At 72.1% G+C, this 17,772-nt stretch carries 15 protein-coding genes; 6 read left to right on the top strand and 9 right to left on the bottom strand.

Annotation, left to right across the window (positions count from 1 at the left end):
• The first annotated feature begins 6 nt into the window (after nt 1–6).
• Nucleotides 7–1,365, top strand: coding sequence for a GH1 family beta-glucosidase (locus OG892_RS35930; protein WP_371631272.1), 1,359 nt, complete (start codon nt 7–9; stop codon nt 1,363–1,365).
• A gap of 474 nt (nt 1,366–1,839) precedes the next feature.
• On the top strand, nt 1,840–3,279 hold the full coding sequence (gene gndA, locus OG892_RS35925) for an NADP-dependent phosphogluconate dehydrogenase (RefSeq protein ID WP_371631271.1): 1,440 nt from the start codon (nt 1,840–1,842) through the stop codon (nt 3,277–3,279).
• Between the two features lie 19 nt (nt 3,280–3,298).
• On the opposite strand, the gene OG892_RS35920 is transcribed toward gndA, so the two are convergent.
• Together OG892_RS35920 and OG892_RS35915 are read right to left on the bottom strand one after the other, a co-directional pair.
• A complete protein-coding gene (locus OG892_RS35920) occupies nt 3,299–4,975 on the bottom strand; it encodes a sigma-70 family RNA polymerase sigma factor (RefSeq protein ID WP_371631270.1) in 1,677 nt (558 codons plus the stop codon).
• 128 nt (nt 4,976–5,103) lie between these two features.
• A complete protein-coding gene (locus OG892_RS35915) occupies nt 5,104–5,799 on the bottom strand; it encodes a type 1 glutamine amidotransferase domain-containing protein (RefSeq protein WP_371631269.1) in 696 nt (231 codons plus the stop codon).
• A 515-nt stretch (nt 5,800–6,314) separates the two neighbouring features.
• On the opposite strand from OG892_RS35915, the gene OG892_RS35910 reads away from it, so the two are divergent.
• The 3 genes from OG892_RS35910 to OG892_RS35900 all read left to right on the top strand — a co-directional run bounded on the left by OG892_RS35910 (nt 6,315) and on the right by OG892_RS35900 (nt 9,198).
• Nucleotides 6,315–7,070, top strand: coding sequence for an MgtC/SapB family protein (locus OG892_RS35910; RefSeq protein ID WP_073734569.1), 756 nt, complete (start codon nt 6,315–6,317; stop codon nt 7,068–7,070).
• A gap of 254 nt (nt 7,071–7,324) precedes the next feature.
• Nucleotides 7,325–8,401, top strand: a complete 1,077-nt coding sequence (locus OG892_RS35905) for a Dyp-type peroxidase (RefSeq protein WP_371631268.1) — start codon at nt 7,325–7,327, stop codon at nt 8,399–8,401.
• Nucleotides 8,401–9,198 (top strand): family 1 encapsulin nanocompartment shell protein, encoded by a 798-nt coding sequence (locus tag OG892_RS35900; protein ID WP_073734567.1) that lies wholly within the window; start codon nt 8,401–8,403, stop codon nt 9,196–9,198. The genes OG892_RS35905 and OG892_RS35900 overlap by 1 nt, the downstream gene beginning before the upstream one ends.
• A 437-nt stretch (nt 9,199–9,635) precedes the next feature.
• Here OG892_RS35900 and OG892_RS35895 read toward each other — a convergent pair whose 3' ends face one another.
• The 4 genes from OG892_RS35895 to OG892_RS35880 all read right to left on the bottom strand — a co-directional run bounded on the left by OG892_RS35895 (nt 9,636) and on the right by OG892_RS35880 (nt 13,034).
• Complete coding sequence (locus OG892_RS35895; protein ID WP_371631267.1) at nt 9,636–10,295, bottom strand: arylsulfatase; 660 nt, start codon at nt 10,293–10,295, stop codon at nt 9,636–9,638.
• A gap of 65 nt (nt 10,296–10,360) precedes the next feature.
• Nucleotides 10,361–10,723, bottom strand: a complete 363-nt coding sequence (locus OG892_RS35890; protein WP_328864506.1) for a GNAT family N-acetyltransferase — start codon at nt 10,721–10,723, stop codon at nt 10,361–10,363.
• A gap of 30 nt (nt 10,724–10,753) precedes the next feature.
• Nucleotides 10,754–11,179, bottom strand: coding sequence for an aspartate 1-decarboxylase (panD, locus tag OG892_RS35885; RefSeq protein ID WP_371631266.1), 426 nt, complete (start codon nt 11,177–11,179; stop codon nt 10,754–10,756).
• 316 nt (nt 11,180–11,495) lie between these two features.
• A complete protein-coding gene (locus tag OG892_RS35880) occupies nt 11,496–13,034 on the bottom strand; it encodes a cryptochrome/photolyase family protein (RefSeq protein ID WP_328864508.1) in 1,539 nt (512 codons plus the stop codon).
• 362 nt (nt 13,035–13,396) lie between these two features.
• Between OG892_RS35880 and OG892_RS35875 the strand changes: the two genes are divergently transcribed.
• Nucleotides 13,397–14,272, top strand: a complete 876-nt coding sequence (locus OG892_RS35875; RefSeq protein WP_371631265.1) for an SDR family oxidoreductase — start codon at nt 13,397–13,399, stop codon at nt 14,270–14,272.
• Nucleotides 14,273–14,311: 39 nt separating this feature from the next.
• Here OG892_RS35875 and OG892_RS35870 read toward each other — a convergent pair whose 3' ends face one another.
• The 3 genes from OG892_RS35870 to OG892_RS35860 are packed head-to-tail and all read right to left on the bottom strand — an operon-like array spanning nt 14,312 to nt 17,634.
• Nucleotides 14,312–15,892: a phytoene desaturase family protein gene (locus OG892_RS35870; RefSeq protein ID WP_371631264.1), complete on the bottom strand. Its 1,581-nt coding sequence runs from the start codon at nt 15,890–15,892 to the stop codon at nt 14,312–14,314.
• A 42-nt stretch (nt 15,893–15,934) separates the two neighbouring features.
• Entirely contained in the window at nt 15,935–16,390 is a 456-nt protein-coding gene (locus OG892_RS35865) for an SRPBCC family protein (protein ID WP_328864511.1), read from the bottom strand.
• Nucleotides 16,391–16,449: 59 nt separating this feature from the next.
• Nucleotides 16,450–17,634, bottom strand: coding sequence for a zinc-dependent alcohol dehydrogenase (locus OG892_RS35860; protein ID WP_371631749.1), 1,185 nt, complete (start codon nt 17,632–17,634; stop codon nt 16,450–16,452).
• Nucleotides 17,635–17,772: the final 138 nt, after the last annotated feature.

The raw sequence follows: 17,772 nt of genomic DNA, 5'->3' as shown, positions 1-17,772 counted from the left end.
AAGTCCGTGAACGACCTCAGCGCCCTCCCGGCCGACTTCACCTGGGGCGTCGCCACCGCCGCGTACCAGATCGAGGGCGCCGTGGCGGAGGACGGCCGCGCCCCGTCGATCTGGGACACCTTCTCCCACATCCCGGGCAAGATCGCCGGAAACGACACCGGGGACGTGGCCTGCGACCACTACCACCGGGTGCCGGAGGACATCGGCCTGATCAAGGAGGTGGGAGCGGGCGCGTACCGCTTCTCGCTCGCCTGGCCGAGGATCGTCCCGGGCGGCGACGGCCCCGTCAACAAGGCCGGGCTCGACTTCTACGACCGGCTGGTCGACGGGCTCCTCGACGCGGGAATCACCCCGTTCGCCACGCTGTACCACTGGGACCTGCCGCAGGCGCTCCAGGACCGGGGCGGCTGGACGGTCCGGGAGACGGCCGAGCACTTCGCCACGTACACCTCGGCCGTCGTGGAGCGCCTCGGCGACCGGGTGAAGGACTGGGCGACCCTCAACGAGCCGCTCTGCTCGGCCTGGATCGGTCACCTGGAGGGCACCATGGCGCCGGGTCTCACCGACCTGACCGCCGCCGTACGGGCCTCGTACCACCTGCACCTCGGGCACGGTCTCGCCGTGCAGGCGATCCGCGCCGCGTCCTCGGACGCCCGCGTCGGCATCGTCAACAACCTGAGCCCGGTGGAGGCCGCCACCGACCGCGAGGCGGACCGCGCCGCCGCCGTGCGCGGCGACGGGCACATCAACCGCTGGTGGCTCGACCCGATCCTCGGGCGCGGCTACCCGCAGGACATGGTCGACCTGTACGGCGTCGAACTCCCGGTCGGGGACGGCGACATGGACCTCATCTCGGCACCGCTCGACTGGATGGGCGTGAACTACTACTTCCGCCAGGTCGTCACCGCCGACGCGACCGGTCCCGTCCCGCACGCCAAGCAGGTCTACCTCCCCGGCTCCCGCCACACCCACATGGACTGGGAGGTGCACGCCCAGGGCCTGGAGCAGCTGCTGCTGCGCCTGACCGAGGAGTACGGCGTCGAGCGCATCTACGTCACCGAGAACGGCTCGGCGTACCAGGACGTCGTCCTGGCCGACGGTTCGGTGCACGACCCGGAGCGCACCCAGTACCTGGAGGAGCACCTCGCCGCCTGTGCGCGCGCCGTCCGCAAGGGCGCGCCGCTGGCCGGGTACTTCGCCTGGTCGCTGCTGGACAACTTCGAGTGGGCGTACGGCTACGACAAGCGCTTCGGCCTGGTCCACGTGGACTACGCGACGCAGCGCCGCACGGTCAAGAGCAGTGGCAGGCGCTACGCCGAGCTGATCCGCGAGGCCGGGGCGGGCCGTTCGGGCAGAGCCGCCTGAGCCCGGCCGGCCCTGGTGGCCGGCCGAAACCTCCGGCCTCGGCGGACGACCGCCGCGGCCGGAGGTTTCGCGTTTCCACCGGGAATCGGCCCACAGCCGGGTCCGGGCATGAGTCCGCGGTGGTCACGGATTGCCGTGACCACCGCGGACTTCCTCACCGCACCGACAGCGGGGATGGGACGGCGCGGGCGGCCTGCGGGATCGGCATCCCGGCCGGGTGCGAAACCCGTCCGGGAGAGCGCTCTCCCAACCGGAACCAGTGTTGCGCCGCCGCTCAGCGAGTGTCAAGACGAGCGAGCGGGGCACGGGAGGGAACGGAGGACGGTGCGAGGCGCCCGGGAGGGCGGCGCGCACCCGCCTGCCCGGCTGAACAGGCCGTCCGCCGGTCCGGTATCCATACTGGACAACGCGACATCTCAGCATCGCGACATCTCAGCGTCCCGGCCTCCCCTGACAGATTGCAGGAGCACCCAGATGAGCGGCACCGCGCAGATCGGCGTCACCGGGCTCGCGGTGATGGGCCGCAACCTCGCCCGCAACTTCGCCCGCAACGGCTTCACCGTCGCGGTGCACAACCGCACGGCGGCGAAGACCGATGCCCTGGTCGAGGACTTCGGTGACGAGGGGACCTTCATCGCGGCGCACACGCCGCAGGAGTTCGTCGAGTCGCTGGAACGGCCCCGGCGCCTGGTCGTCATGGTGAAGGCGGGCGAGCCCACGGACGCGGTGATCCAGGAGTTCGCGGCGCTGCTGGAGGAGGGCGACGTCATCATCGACGGCGGGAACGCCCACTTCGAGGACACCCGCCGCCGGGAGAGGGAGCTGCGCGAACGCGGTATCCACTTCGTCGGCGCCGGCATCTCGGGCGGCGAGGAGGGCGCGCTGAACGGGCCGAGCATCATGCCGGGCGGCAGCGACGAGTCGTACGCCTCGCTCGGGCCGATGCTGGAGAAGATCTCCGCGAAGGCCAAGGACGGGGCGCCGTGCGTCACGCACATCGGCCCCGACGGTGCCGGTCATTTCGTGAAGATGACGCACAACGGCATCGAGTACGCGGACATGCAGCTGATCGGTGAGGCCTACCAGCTGCTCCGCGACGTGGCGGGTTACTCCCCCGCGCAGATCGCGGACACCTTCCGCACCTGGAACACCGGGCGCCTGGACTCCTATCTCATCGAGATCACCGCGGAGGTCCTCTCCCAGGTGGACGCGGCGACCGGCAAGCCCTTCGTGGACGTGGTGCTCGACCAGGCGGAGCAGAAGGGCACCGGCCGCTGGACCGTGCAGATCGCCCTGGACCTGGGTGTTCCCGTCTCCGCGATCGCCGAGGCCGTCTTCGCCCGTTCCGTCTCCGGCCACGCCGCGCTCCGCGAAGCCTCACGCCACCTCGCCGGACCGACCGCCCGCAGGCTCGGCAAGGACGAGGCGGCGGCGTTCGCCGACCAGGTCGAGCAGGCCCTGTACGCCTCGAAGATCGTCTCCTACACGCAGGGCTTCCACGAGATCGCGGCCGGCAGCGAGACGTACGACTGGGACATCGACCTCGGCAGGGTCGCCGCGATCTGGCGCGGCGGCTGCATCATCCGGGCCGCGTTCCTCGACCGGATCACCAGCGCCTACGAGGCGCGGGCAGATCTGCCGAGCCTGCTGGCCGACGAGAGCTTCGCCCGGGAGATCGCCGCCGCACAGGACGACTGGCGCGCCGTCGTCGCCACCGCCGTCACCCAGGGCGTCCCCACGCCCGCCTTCGCCGCCACCCTCGCCTACTACGACTCGCTGCGCGCCGAACGCCTGCCCGCCGCGCTCACCCAAGGCCAGCGCGACTACTTCGGCGCCCACACCTACCGCAGGGTCGACCGCGACGGCGTCTTCCACACCCTCTGGGGCGGCGACAGGACCGAGGTCGAGAGCTGACGGGGTGAGCCGGACCGGCTCACATCTTCGCGCCGAAGTCCTGGGTCCACCACGGTCCGCCCGGTCCCTGGTGGATGCCGATGCCGATGTCCTTGAAGTCACAGTTGAGGATGTTGGCGCGGTGGCCCGGACTGTTCATCCAGGACTCCATCACCGATGCGGGAGTCTGCTGGCCCCGGGCTATGTTCTCGCCGTACGTCGACCAGTGGTAGCCCGCGTCGGTGATGCGGCGTCCGGGGTCGGCGCCGTCGGGGTTGGTGTGCTCGAAGAAGTCGCGGGCGGCCATGTCGTCGGAGTGCCGCAGCGCCGCGTCCGTGAGCTGCGGGTCCTCCTCGACGGGTCCGCATCCCGCTGTCGCCCGCTCCTGGTTGACCAGGGCGACGACCTGGGCCGTGTCGCCCTCGGGGGCGGGTGGCGTGGCGGGGGTGCTCGACGGACGCGGTGCGGGCGCCTTCTTCGGCGCCGGGGCGACGCTCTTGTGCGGTGTGCGGGCCGGGGGTGTGGAGGCGCTCCGCTTCTTGGACTTGGACGGTGAGGCAGAGGCCGAGGGTGAGGGCGAGGCGGATGCCGGCGACGGCGATGAGGTGGTGGCGGGGCTTCCGGACGCCGTGAGATCCGTGATGGGCTCCGCCGACGTGCTCGATGCGCTGTCTCCCCCGGTCCCCGCTCCGGGCCCGAGGGAGGCGTACCAGAGGCCTCCGCCGGTCATGCACGCCACCACCACCGCGCCGCCGACCGCCCGGCGCTGGATCCGCCGCCGTCGGCGGGCGGCGGCGCGGGAGGGGGTACGGCCGCCCGTGTGCCGCCCGCCCCCGGAGCGGTGCCGGCCGGGCCGGGCGGTTGTCGCGCCGTCGCCCGCCGCGGCGTCGAGGGCGTGTGCGGCGGCGACCGGTGCGGTGTCGTCCCCGGCGGGCCACCGCACGAGGAGCGCCGCGGGTACGGCGACCAGCGCCAGTCCGGCCAGCAGGCCCTCCGCGGGCATCAGGCCGCTCCACAGCCCGGAGCACCGGAAGCACTCACGGGCGTGCCGGGCTATTCGTTTGCGCCACAGCGCGGAGGGGCGGCCGTCCCAGGCCGCGCAGACGCCGCGGAGTTCCTCGCACGGCGGCTGCGCACCGAGTGCCCGCACGACGACACGGGCCGTCTCCAGCCGCGCCTTCATCCGCTGCACCCGGACCGCCGCGTACTGCGGCGAGAGCTCCAGCGCCCCGGCCACCTCGGTCCGGGTCAGCTCCCCGGCGCACTCCAGCCACCACAGCGACAGCAGGCCCAGGTCGTCCGGCTCCAGCCACCGCGTCGCGCACGCCGTCTCCCGGCGCTGCCCGGACAGCTGCAGGCGCATCATCGTCAGGTCGACGAAGTCGGCCCCCGGGTCAGCGATCTCTCCGGCCTCCTCCAGCGTGCCGGGCGCGATATCGCGGTCCCGCCAGTGCGCACGTATCTGGTTCATCGCGATCGCCACCAGCCAGGAGCGGAAGCTCTCCGGGGTGCGCAGACCGCCGAGGCCGTCCAGTGCGCGGAGCATGGTCTCCTGCACCACGTCGTCGACGTCCGCGGAACCGTTCAGCGCCCGGCCCACGATGTTGTAGACGAGCGGGAGGTACGCACTGGCCAGTGCGTCCTGCGCCCCCGCGTCCCCGTTGCGCGCGGCGATCACCAGTGGCACCGGATCCACCGTGTGGTGATGACTGCTCATGAATTAGGTCCCTGTCCTGTAGGCCGCCGATGATGCCCGATGACTGGGAGACCGCCGAGGGCGGCCGGGATATCAGTTCCTCCGAGCGGAGTTTCCGGTACGTGTTCCCGCTCGGCCGGCCCGACGGATCAGGCGAGCTTCTTGAGCAGCTCGCCCGCGAGCGGGGCGGCGGAGGCGGGGTTCTGGCCGGTGACCAGATTGCGGTCGACGACCACGTACGGGGCCCACGGCTCGCCCTCCTGGAAATCGGTGCCGATCTCCACCAGGCGGTCCTGGAGCAGCCACGCGGCCTTGTCCGCGAATCCGGCCTGGCTCTCCTCCGTGTTGGTGAAGCCGGTGAGCCGGTAGCCGGCGAACGCGTTGGTCCCGTCGTCCTTCGTGGCGGCCAGCACGGCGGCCGGGGCGTGGCAGACGATGCCGAGGGGCAGGCCCGACTCCAGAGCGCTGATCAGCAGCCGCCCGGAGTCCGAGTTCACCGCCAGGTCCTCCATCGGGCCGTGGCCGCCGGGGTAGAACACCGCCGCGTAGTCCGCCGGGTCCACGTCCGCCAGGTCCAGCGGCTGCTGGAGTTCGCTCATGGAGGCGAGGACGCTCGCCACCCGGTCGGCGTTCTCCTGGCCGTCGTTGAACTCCGGCGCCAGGCTCCCCCGGTCGACGGTCGGCACCACGCCGCCGGGGGTGGCGACGACGATCTCGTACCCGGCGGCCTTGAACCTCTCGTACGGGGCGACTGCCTCCTCGGCCCAGAAGCCGGTCGGGTGCAGGGACCCGTCGGCGAGCGTCCAGTGGTCGGAACCGGTCATCACGAAAAGAATCTTTGCCATGTCACATCTTCCGCAGGGTCCCGGCGTCGGCTGCCGGAAACGTTTGCGCGCGATGTCGCGCCCACCGGCCCCGACCGTACGGTGCACACCCCTCCGACGCCCCGCAGGGGCACTACGGCGGGGCGCGGGAAAGCCCTTGGGGTGACGCGGGTGGTGCAGACGGCGGGTGCCGTCGGTGTCCCGGCCAGGTCACCGGCCGACAGCCGTGTGCCGGCGGCCGGCGGACGGAGAGCCGGTCATGCCTGCCCGTATCATCGACTCGGTGCTCTGCGACACCGACGGATTGATCCGGCACCGGCCCGCGACCTGAGTGCCGCCCACTCCCCGCTGCTCGACGGCGCCTCCCGGACGCCACAGACCTGACGAGCCGTAACGCGCCCCGGGCCGGGTGAGGGCGGCCGGTACGGTGGAGCATCGCGCCGCCGCAACCGTCGCGCCGCCCGGCACGGCGGAGTGACGGCGCTTTCCTTCCGGCGGCCGGCTGCCCGGAAGGTCCCAAGGGGATCGGAGGCTCTGTGGCAATCGACATCAATGAACCGTTCGGCCAGAACTGGACGCACGCGGCGCAGTTCGGCATCGCGTTCGGGCTCTCCTGCGCGATCGGGATCGAACGCGAGATCCGCCAGAAGGCGGCCGGTCTGCGCACGTACACGATCGTCGGGCTCGGGGCCGCGCTTTTCACCCTGGTCAGCAAGTTCGGCTTCTCCGACGTACTGGTCACCGGGCAGGTCGAGTTGGACCCGTCCCGGGTGGCGGCGCAGATCGTCTCCGGGCTCGGGTTCATCGGCGGTGGTGTCATCTTCGTCCACCGCGGCTCGGTCAAGGGGCTGACCACGGCCGCGTCGATCTGGCTGACCGCGGCGGTCGGCTGCGCGGCCGGCGCGGGGCTGCCCGTGCTCGCCACCCTCGCCACGCTCGCCTACTTCCTGGTGTCGTACGGCGTCCGCCCGCTGGCCCACCGGCTCCCGGCGCTGCGCAACGCCTCGATCGGCTACCGGATCACCTACACGGAGGGGGTGGGCGCGCTGCGGGAGCTGGTCAAGCACTGCACGGAGGCGGGGTTCGCGATCTCCGAACTGACCACGCTCGCCGCCGACGGCGAGGGGATGTTCCGGCACCGTCGCCGGTCGGAGACCGTGCCCCCGCCCGAGCGGACCGTCGAGGTCGCGCTCAGCGTGCAGGGCAGGGGCGATCCGGACGCCCTGATGGCCCGGCTGTCGGGCACCACCGGGGTGCTGGCGTGCAGCCGGAGCGACCTCGCGGACGAGTGAACGGACCGGGGTGCCGCAAGGCCACGCGGGCAAGGGAGCAGACCGGGACGCCGCAAGACCACGTGGGCAAGGGACCGGAACGGGGCCCCGCAAGACCACGCCTGCAAGGGACCGGCGCGGATGTCGCCCGGTCGGACGCGCCGGGGTGCGGCGCCTTGCCGGATGTGGGTAAGTGGCAGCGGGCCCCGCCATCCGCACCCGCGCGGGTACCGCCGTACCGCCTTGTCGCCCACGCCACCTCATGGAGCCGCCGCATGCCCGGGACCACCGAGGAAGCGGCCGCGGCGCAGCCCGTCGTCGCACCGCTGACCAGTGCCGCGCTGATCCTGGTCGCCACGATCGAGCCGGGCGGTGAGCCCGCTGTCCGCGAGGCGCTGCCGGATCTGGCGGCCCTCGCCCGCTCCATCGGGTTCCGCTTCCCCGGCTCCGGACTGGCCTGTGTGACCGGGTTCGGCTCCGATGCCTGGGGCCGGCTGTTCACGGGACCGCGTCCCGCCTCGCTCCATCCCTTCCAGGAACTGCGCGGGCCCCGCCACCACGCCCCCGCCACCCCGGGCGACCTGCTGTTCCACATCCGGGCCGAGCGGATGGACGTGTGCTACGAGTGGGCCTCCCAGCTGCTCGGCCGGCTCGGCGGTGCGGTGAAGGTCGTGGACGAGACGCACGGGTTCCGCTACTTCGACCACCGGGATCTGCTGGGCTTCGTCGACGGCACCGAGAACCCGGTGGGTCCGGACGCGCTCTCGGCGGCGCTGGTCGGTGACGAGGACCCGGACTTCGCGGGCGGCAGTTATGTCGTCGTGCAGAAGTACCTGCACGATCTGACGTCGTGGAACGCGCTGAGCACCGAGGAGCAGGAGCAGGTGATCGGGCGGACCAAGTTCACCGACATCGAGTTCGCCGACGACGTCAAACCCGCCGACTCCCACGTGGCGCTGAACACCATCACGGACCCGGACGGCACGGAGCGCGACATCCTGCGTGCCAACATGCCGTTCGGCAGCTTCGGGCAGGGTGAGTTCGGTACGTACTTCATCGGGTACGCCGCCGACCCCGGCGTCACCGAACAGATGCTCCGGAACATGTTCCTGGGCAGTCCCCCCGGCACCCACGACCGCATCCTCGACTTCTCGACAGCGGTCACCGGCACGCTCTTCCACGCCCCCGGCGCCGACTTCCTCGACGCCCCGCCGCCGTCGCCCGCGTCCGCAGAGAGCGGGACCGGGGCCCTGCCGGAGCCGGCGTCCGCGCCGGCGGCGCAGGCCCTGATCCCGCCGGGCTCCCGTGACGGTTCGCTGCACATCGGCAGCCTGCAAGAAAGCGCCCAGTGATGAACAACCTCCACCGCGCACTCGCCCCCGTCACGCAAGCCGCCTGGGACCAGATCGAGGAGGAGGCCCGGCGCACCTTCAGCCGCCATCTGGCGGGCCGTCGCGTCGTCGACGTCAGCGGGCCCGAGGGCCCGGGGCTGGCGGCCGTCGGTGACGGCCACCTCCGGGAGATCGACCCGCCCACTCCGAACGTGCTGGCCCGCGCCCGCACCTCGGTGCCGGTCATCGAGTGGCGGGTGCCGTTCACGCTGAGCAGGGCGGCGGTGGACGATGTCGAGCGCGGCTCCGACGACAGTGACTGGCAGCCGGTCAAGGACGCCGCCCGGACCTGTGCGTTCGCGGAGGACATGGCGCTCATCGACGGCTACGCGGCGGCCGGGATCACCGGTCTGCGGGACGGTTCCTCACACACCCCGCTGCCGCTGCCGGCGGACGCCCGGGACTATCCGGCCACCGTCAGCCAGGCGCTGACCCAGCTGCGGCTGGCCGGTGTCGACGGGCCCTACCGGCTGCTGCTGGGCGCGGACGCGTTCACGGAGGCGACCGAGACGTCCGACCACGGATATCCCGTCTCCACCCATCTGGCCCGGCTGCTCGACGACCAGATCCTGTGGGCGCCGGCGGTGGCGGGCGGGGTGCTGCTGTCCACCCGGGGCGGCGACTTCGAGCTGTGCCTGGGCGAGGATCTGTCGATCGGCTATCAGGAGCACGACGCGACGACGGTCAGCCTGTACTTCCACCAGTCGTTCACGTTCCGGATGCTGACGCCGGAGGCCGTCGTCCCGATCATCGCCTGATCGCGGCTCATGCCGGAGGCTCGTGGCGGTGAGCCTCCGGCATGAGCACGGAGAGCGGCGGTGTTCATCGAGCCGCCGGTGGGCAGGGACTGCGGCGGCCGGTCCCCCGCGTGTGTCCCCCGCACGGGTCAGCCCACCGGTGAGGGCTCCGGCTCCGGCGGCGGCACCGGCTCGGGATTCGGCGCGGGCGGCTGCGGGATCGGGTCGGGCGAGGGGCCCGGCGGCGTGGGGACGGGCGGGGCCGGCCCCGGACCCGGCGGCACGGGCTCCGGCTCCGGCAGCGGCTGGGGCGGGCCCGGAATGGGACCCGGGGTGGGCGAGGGCGGAACGGGGTCGGGAAACGGATGGGTCATCTCGGTCCTCCGAACGGTCTGGGTGGATCTCCTCCACCGTCTCCCGGAGCGGCTGCCCGCGCCCGGCGAGTCCATACGTTCGGCCTACGAAAGATCCGCCCGGCCCACCGAAGCGGCCACCGCCGCCGCGGCGGCCAGCCCCGGCCGCGGACTGGAGAGCACCGGAATCCGGGTGACCGTACGGGTGACGGCATCGGCCATGGACGCCTGGGCCAGCACGATCACATCGGCGTCCGCCACCGCGTCGGCGGCCTCGGCCACCAGATCCAGGTACCCGTCGCGCTCGCCCGCCTCGAAGCGCTCCCAGGCGCCCTCGACCAGCACGGTGCGCACGACCGCCGGACGCCGGCCCGCCGCGTCCGCCTCCTCCGCGATCAGCGCAAGGGTGGGCGCCGCGGTGGAGGCGACTGCCACGATGACGGTCACCCGCTCCGCACGGGCCGCGACGGCAGCCATCGGGCGGTCGACCCGCAGCACCGGGACGCCGAGCGCGGGGCCGAGCGACTCCGCGACGCCGCCGATCGTCGAGCACGTACAGAGCACCGCGGTGGCCCCCGCGGCGACCGCACCGGCGAGCGCCGCCTCGATCTCGCCCGTCACCGACTGCGGCCCGCACTCCCCGGCCCGGTCGAGGAGCCCCTCGTGCACGAGGTGGCGCAGCGCGAGCCCCGGATGGCCGGCGTCGCGCAGGGCGTCGAAGACCGGGACATGGGCCGGGGAGGTGTGCAGCAGAGCGAGGGACATGGGCGGGACGCTATCGGCCCCGCCGCCGGGGATCAGTTCGGGCCGGGGACCACCGGCGCCGGGGATCAGTACAGCTCGGGACGCGACGCGAGCTGTTCCTTCGCCCGCTCCACCAGTGCGGCCGGGGCCTGCGGTGCCTCGTCGGGATGGCGCGACGCCCACTTCGCGGCGTACGGGCACAGCGGTACGACGGGGACTCCGTCACGGCCCGCCATCGCGTAGAACTCCCTGACCAGGGCGCTCCCGATCCCCTTGCCCTCGTGCCCCGGCTCGACGACCGTGTGTACGGCGACGAGCGCGGCGGGGGCCCCGTCCATCACGAAGTACACGATGACCCCGGCGGCCGTGCCGTCCTCGTACGCGAGCAGCCTGCCCGCCGCCCGGTCGTCACGGATATCGGGTCCGTCCTGGCCGCTCAGGTCCGCCATGTCGGCTGCTCCTTCGTTGGGTCGGTCGCTTCAGCGTGCCGCGGGGACGGCGTGCGGGCTGCGCGCGGTGTCGGTGCCCGGGACGGGAGCGGAGGCGTCGGCGCCGAGCGCGACGATCCGGTTGCCCGCGTCGACGTGGACGACGCTCGGGACCAGGCTGCGCGCCTCGGCGTCGTCGACCTGCGCGTAGCTGATCAGGATGACCAGGTCACCGGGGCGGACGAGGTGGGCGGCGGCGCCGTTGATCCCGATGACTCCGGAGCCGCGTTCGCCCTCGATGACGTACGTCTCCAGCCGGGCCCCGTTGTCGATGTCCACGATGTGCACGAGCTCGCCGGGGAGCAGATCCGCGGCCTCCATCAGCTCGGCGTCGATGGTGACGGAACCGACGTAGTGCAGGTCGGCCTGGGTCACGGTGGCCCGGTGGATTTTTGATTTGAACATGGTGCGCATCATCGATATACCCCTGATTCCTCAGCTCCCTGCCTGCGCTTTTTGCAGGTCAAGGGCAGTCTTTCCACCTTATAACGAGCCGCGGGCGCGGGCAGCGTTCTCGCGGCATTCGCGAGTGGGCTGCGGTCCGGCGGTCCGTGCACAGCGCGGTCAAGGAGTCCGGGCCCGAGCGGGACACCCTCGTCCAGTCCCTCTCGGAAGACAGGGCCTCCTCGGCGCGAGCACGGCCTTTTCGTGATCACCGCAGGATCGTCCAGCACGTCCACGGTCGGTCACCGGCTCCTGGAGACGCTGACCGGCGCGGTGGTGGGCATCACCGTCAACGCCTTCGTCCTGCCCCCGGTCCATCTGCGCGGCGTTCGCGCTCCTGCTCCAGGAGGGCGTCGAGATCGCGGAGCCTGTCCAGACCTCGCACCGCCCGGGTCATCCGCGCGTTGCGTTCGAACCGGTCACGGTGGCGGTGCAGGAGGTTCCAGTATCCGGCAGTGAAGGGGCAGGCGTCCTCGCCGACCCGTACGGACGGGTCGTACCGGCAGGGGCCGCAGAGGTCGCTCATGCGGTCGATGTAGGCGCCCCCGGACGTATAGGGCTTGGTGGTCATGCGGCCCCCGTCGGCGTACTGCGACATGCCCACCACGTTCGGGACCATGACCCAGTCGTAGCCGTCGACGAAGCTGCGGTGGAACCAGTCGGTGACGGCCCGGGGATCCCAGCCCCGCTGGAGGGCGAAACTGCCCAGGATCATCAGGCGGGGAATGTGATGGGTCCAGCCTGTCGTCCTGACCTGTTCCAGGACGTGGGAGAGGCAGTTCGCCCCGGTGCCGTCCGGGGACAGTTCTGTGAACCAGTCGGGCAGTGGCTCGCGGTGACGCAGAACGTTGCTCGTTCGGTACCGCTCGTCGAAGTACCAGTAGACATGCCAGACGAACTCGCGCCACCCGGCGATCTGCCGCACGAACCCCTCGGCGCTGTTGAGCGGCACACCGCCCGACCGCCATCCGGTCTCCGCCCGCTCGACGCATTCGGCGGGGTCCAGCAGTCCGAGGTTGAGCGACGTGGACAGCAGACTGTGGCTCATCGTCGGGTCCCCGGCCAGAACCGCGTCCTCGTGTTCGCCGAACGTGGCGAGCCGGTGCTCCACGAAGCGGCGGAGTGCGGCGAGCGCCTCCCGGCGCGTGGCCGGGAACCGGCGTGGTGCGTCATCGCCGACGAACTCCACGTCCCCGTCGCGCGACCACCGGTCCAGGTCGGACCGCACCTCGTCGTCGATCTCGCTCTCCCGGGGCCGGTACGGTGCCGGTGCGCCCAGCTCGGTGACGCCGCGAGGCGGGGGCTGCCGGTTGTCGTGGTCCAGGTTCCAGCGGCCGCCGGCGGGCCGGTCGCCCTCCATCAGCAGACCGTGCGTCCGGCGGACCCATCGGTAGAAGTCCTCCTGACGAAGCTGCTTCGAGGCGCGGCCGTCCGCCCACGCCTTGAAGTCGTCATGGCTCACGAGGAAGCCACGCGCCGGCAGAACCCGCACCGAGGGCAACCCGCGTACGAAGGCGTGGGCCGTACGGGATGTGGGGTGGTGGACGGTCACCCGGGCGTCGCCCACCGCCTCACGCAGTCCTTGCCGGTACGTATCCGCCTTGACGTACCGGACCCGATCACCGAGCTCCGCGGCCCGATGGCGCATCGCCGACAGGAGCAGGTGCGCCTTGGCGCGGTGGAAGCGCCTCCTGCGCAGGACGTTACGGGACTCGATCATCAGCAGCGGCGCGTCCCGGTGCGGGCCGCCGTGCGCCGGGTCGATGAAATGCGGGCCGAGCTGATCACCGAACAGCCAGTGGGGCGTGCCGGATTCTTCCTTGCCCATGCCGAACGCTCCCTTGACGGACTGCTGCCCGGCCGGTGACACGCGGTGCCCGCCGGACCGATCCGCACCGCGCGCCTCCCCACCACAGATCAAAGCGCACGACGGCGCGGGGCGCGGGCGGCACACGCCAGGCGCCGCGCACGGCTAAGCCGACTCTGCGCCCGCTGCGTCAGGCTTTCCTGGGATGCCCTCCCCGGCGCGGACCGCCGCCGCCGGAGTACCCGCACCGACTCAACGTGAGCGCGGCATTCCATACGGTGACATCATGGCGTCGAGCAGCGTGCTCCTCATTCCGCTCTTGACGCACACACGTGTCCGCTGCCTGTGACCATTCCCGAAGACGCCGATCCGCAGGAGTTCCCGTGTCGGACCGAAAGTCCGTCCTGAGCGGCCGTACAGCCGTGGTGACCGGAGCCGCACGTGGCCTCGGTGCGGCTGTCGCCCGCCAACTGTCCGGGCGGGGCGTCCGCGTGGCCCTGCTCGGCCTGGAGGGCGACGAGCTCGCCCGGACCGCCGCAGGACTGCCCACGGAGTCACTCCACTGGCACGTGGACGTCACCGACGACGAGGCGATGGCCCGCGTCGCCGAAGAGGTGGGCCGTCGGCTGGGCCCCGTCTCGGCCGTCGTCGCCAATGCCGGAGTGGCGGAGGGAGGTCCGTTCGCCGACTCCGATCCGGACACCTGGCGGCGCGTGATCGAGGTCAACCTCGTGGGCAGCGCGATCACGGCGCGGACCTTCCTGCCGCAGCTGCTCCGCACCCGCGGTCACTACCAGCAGATCGCCTCGCTCGCGTCCATCGGCGCCGCACCGATGATGAGTGCGTACTGCGCGTCCAAGGCGGGCGTGGAGTCCTTCTCCCACGCCCTGCGCGCCGAACTGGCCCCGCACCGGGTCAGCGTGGGCATCGCGTATCTGAACTGGATCGACACCGATATGATCCGCGATGCCGACCAGCACCGTGTGCTGCGCGAGCTTCGGGCCCATATGCCTCCGCCTGCGCGCAAGACCTACGCCCCGGAGTACGTGGCCCGACTCGTGGTCGGCGCGGTCGAACGGCGGGCACCTTCCGTATATGTGCCCGGGTGGCTCCGGAGTGTCCAGGCGGTGCGAGGCGGTCTGCCGGGGCTGGTCTCGGTGCTGACACGCCGGGAGCTGACGCGATCGCCGTTCGAAGCGACGGGACTGCTGGGGGCCGGCGGACGCGCGGCGGAGGGGACCGGACCGGCGCATGCCTGACCCTCGGGCTCCCGTTCGTGGCCGGTGCTCCGCTGCGGCTCACCGGCCGCTAAGGCGGCGCACAGAACGCACGCCGCGCAGCGCGGCCTGCGCGGCGTTCGCGCCGGGGGCCCCATGGACCCCGCCGCCGGGGTGTGCGGAGGCCGAGGCGAGGTAGAGGCCCTTCACCGGCGTTTCCGGCCGCCCGGTACCCGGAGTCGGCCGGAACACCAACTGCTGGTGGGCAGCCGCGGTTCCGCCGTTGATCGCGCCGCCGTGCAGGTTGGCGTCCATGGACTCAAGGGTGGGCGGTGCGAGGATGCGCCGGGCGGTGATGAGGGAACGGAATCCGGGGGCCCGCCGTTCCACCTCGGCCTCCATGCGGTCGGCCATCGCTTCCTGTTCACGCCGGTCCCACCGCCCTGTCAGGCCGTCCTCGCCCGCGTCCCCCTTGATCAGGTGCGGGACATGGGTGTAGGCCCACGCCGATTCGGTGCCGGCCGGTGAACGGGTGGCGTCGGCCGTGGTCATCTGCCCGACGAGGAGGAAGGGGTGGTCGGGAACCCGGCCCGTCGCGATCTGCGCGGCGAAGCGGGTGAGCCCGTCGACCCCGTCGGCCAGGTGGACCGTGCCCGCCGAGCCGGCCCCAGCGGCGGTCCAGGGCACGCGGCCGGTCAGTGCCCAGTCGACCTTGAACGTGGCGTAGTCCCATTGGAACCCGTGCAGGTCCTTCAGCAGCCGGCCGGGGAGGTACCGCGCGTCGACCAGTTCACCGTAGAGCGCGGGCGCGGACACATCGGCCAGCACGGCACGGGACGCCGGTACGGACTCACCCTCCGCTGTGCGTACGCCGACGGCTCGTCCGCCGCGTACGACGATCTCGTCGACACGCTTCCCGCAGCGGACCACGCCTCCGTGCCGCTCCAGGCGCCGCACCAGAGCGGCGGTGAGCGCACCGGCTCCTCCGACCGGCACCGGAAATCCGTAGGTCTGTCCGAGCATGGACATCAGCCACCCGAAGCCCCCGCTGCCCGCCGCTTCGGGCCCGAGGTCCGCGTGCAGCGCGTTGCCCGCGAGCAGGAGCCTGGCGGCCTCGCCGCGAAACTGTTCCTCCCCCAGGCGACGGACGGGCAGCAACAGCATCCGCGCCAGGCGCAGACCGCCGGCCGCCCGGAGCCCGGCCGCCAGCCGAACACCGGACCGCACCGGCGGGAAGGGGGTGAACAGGGCGCGCAGAAGGTCCGGACCCAGGCGGTTCCACGTGCCGTACAGGTCGAGCCAGGCGGCACCGTCGCCCGCGGCGAACATGTCCAGGCCCTCCGCCGTCTCCTCGGCTCCACGTTCGAGAAGCGCGCAGCGGCCGTCCGGCAGCGGGTGTGCCAGGACGCGCGGGGCACGGCTCCAGCTGAGCCCTTCGGCGCGCAGGTCCAGCCCCGCCAGTACCGGGGAGGCGGCCGCCAGCGGGTAGAAGGCACTGAACAGGTCGCTCACGTAGTCGGGATGGACGCCCCGGTCACTACGGACCGCGCCGCCCGGCTCCGGCTGCGCCTCAAGCACCTCCACGGTCCATCCCGCGTCGACAAGAAGGTTCGCCGCCACGAGACCATTGGGCCCCGCGCCGACCACCACCGCGTCCGGCATCGGTACCTCCACGTGCTCGCCGTTCCGGGGGCCGGGCGGACTTCAGCCGGTCTTGCGTCTGCCCTGCGGGGCCGTCTCGACGGTGTCGGCCAGTCGGGCGAGCATGCTGCGGTGGCGTAGTTGGATCAGCGCGTCCACGGCTGTGTTGTGCAGCTTTCCGGCCGGTCCGCGCAGCGGGTGTTCATCGATGGTCACCAGGGTGTTCTCGCCCCACGGCCGGACCTCCAGGGCGATCCGGGCGGTGCCGAGCCACCCGCTGTCGACCTCCAGTTCCAGCACTTCGGGAGGCTCGCGGCGCCGAACGACGGTGCTTCCGGCCACCGACCACGGGCCGACCCGGACGGTGTACGTGATGCTGGAGCCGACCTGCGGCCACTCTCCGTCCTCAGGACGCGACTCCGACGTCCCCACCACCCAGTCCGCGTACCGCCTGCCGTCGGCCAGAACCGCCCAGACATCGTCCACGGGGCTTTCGATCAATCGATGTCGTACGGCCATCGGTCCTCCACGTCTCGTTGGGCGGCGTCCGCCTCCGCCGGGCCGCTCGGGCACCGCGCTCAGGGGATCAGCAACGTTTTGATCATCCCGTCACGCTTGTCCTGGAAGGTCTTGTACGCCTGCGGCCCCTCTTCGAGCGGCAGACGGTGCGTCGCGAAGTCGTCGACGCCCAACGGGTCCTCGTCCGTGAGCAGCGGGAGGATGTCGTCGACCCAGCGTCTGACGTTGGCCTGCCCCATCCGGAGCTGGATCTGCTTGTCGAACATGGTCAGCATCGGCAGGGGGTCGGCCGCGCCGCCGTACACGCCGGACACCGAGACCGTGCCGCCCCTGCGCACCACGTCGATCGCCGCCCGGACGGCGGCCAGGCGGTCCACGCCCGCCGTTTCCATGAGCCGTTCCGCCAGAGCGTCGGGCAGCAGCCCCACGGCCCCGTGCGCCGCTTTCGCCACGGGTGCGCCGTGCGCCTCCATGCCGACCGCGTCGATCACCGCGTCGGTGCCCCGTCCGTCGGTGAGATCGCGGATGGCGTCGCCGAGTTCCTTGCCGTGCCGGCGCAGGTCGAGGCAGAGCACCCCGTCGGCGGCGGCGCGGGACAGCCGGTCGGGCACGAGATCGACGCCCACCACCAGGCCCGCGCCCCGGTGCCTGGCGATCCGCGCCGCCATCGCACCGATCGGCCCGAGCCCCAGGACGGTGACGGACCCGCCGGGCGGGATCGCCGCGTACTCCACGGCCTGCCAGGCGGTGGGCAGTACGTCGGACAGGTAGACGAACCGGTCGTCCGCCGGCCCGTGCGGCACCTTGACCGGCAGGCTGTCTCCGAAGGGAACCCGCAGCAGCTCCGCCTGGCCACCGGGCACCTGGCCGTAGAGCTTGGTGTAGCCGAAGAGGGCGGCTCCCATGCCCCGCTCGCGGACCTGCGTGGTCTCACACTGGGAGTGCAGCCCCCGGTCGCACATGTAACAGTGCCCGCACGAGATATTGAAGGGGACGACTACACGGTCCCCGGGGGCGAGCGAGGTCACCTGGGGGCCGACCTCCTCCACGATCCCCATGGGCTCGTGGCCGAGAATGTCTCCGGGGTCGAGGTAGGGGCCCAGGACTTCGTAAAGGTGCAGGTCCGAGCCGCAGATGCCGGTGGACGTGATCCGGACGATGATGTCCGTCGGGTCCTCGATCCGCGGATCCGGAACGGTCTCCACCCGGACGTCCCTTTTGCCTTGCCAGGTCAGTGCGCGCATCATGCGAATCCTCTCGAGAGAAAATCCCGGCCGCAGCCAATGGCGCTCCGCACTTCACTGTCGCGCCCTTCACGGCTGGGCGCATTCCGGCAGGCTGCCACGGGGGGACCGGTGACCGGCAGGTAGGTGTGTGCGGGC

It is taken from the genome of Streptomyces sp. NBC_00341, assembly GCF_041435055.1.
Lineage (GTDB): Bacteria > Actinomycetota > Actinomycetes > Streptomycetales > Streptomycetaceae > Streptomyces.
The sequence above is the reverse complement of the archived record's forward strand: the minus strand, read 5'-3'. Positions and strand labels throughout refer to the sequence as shown.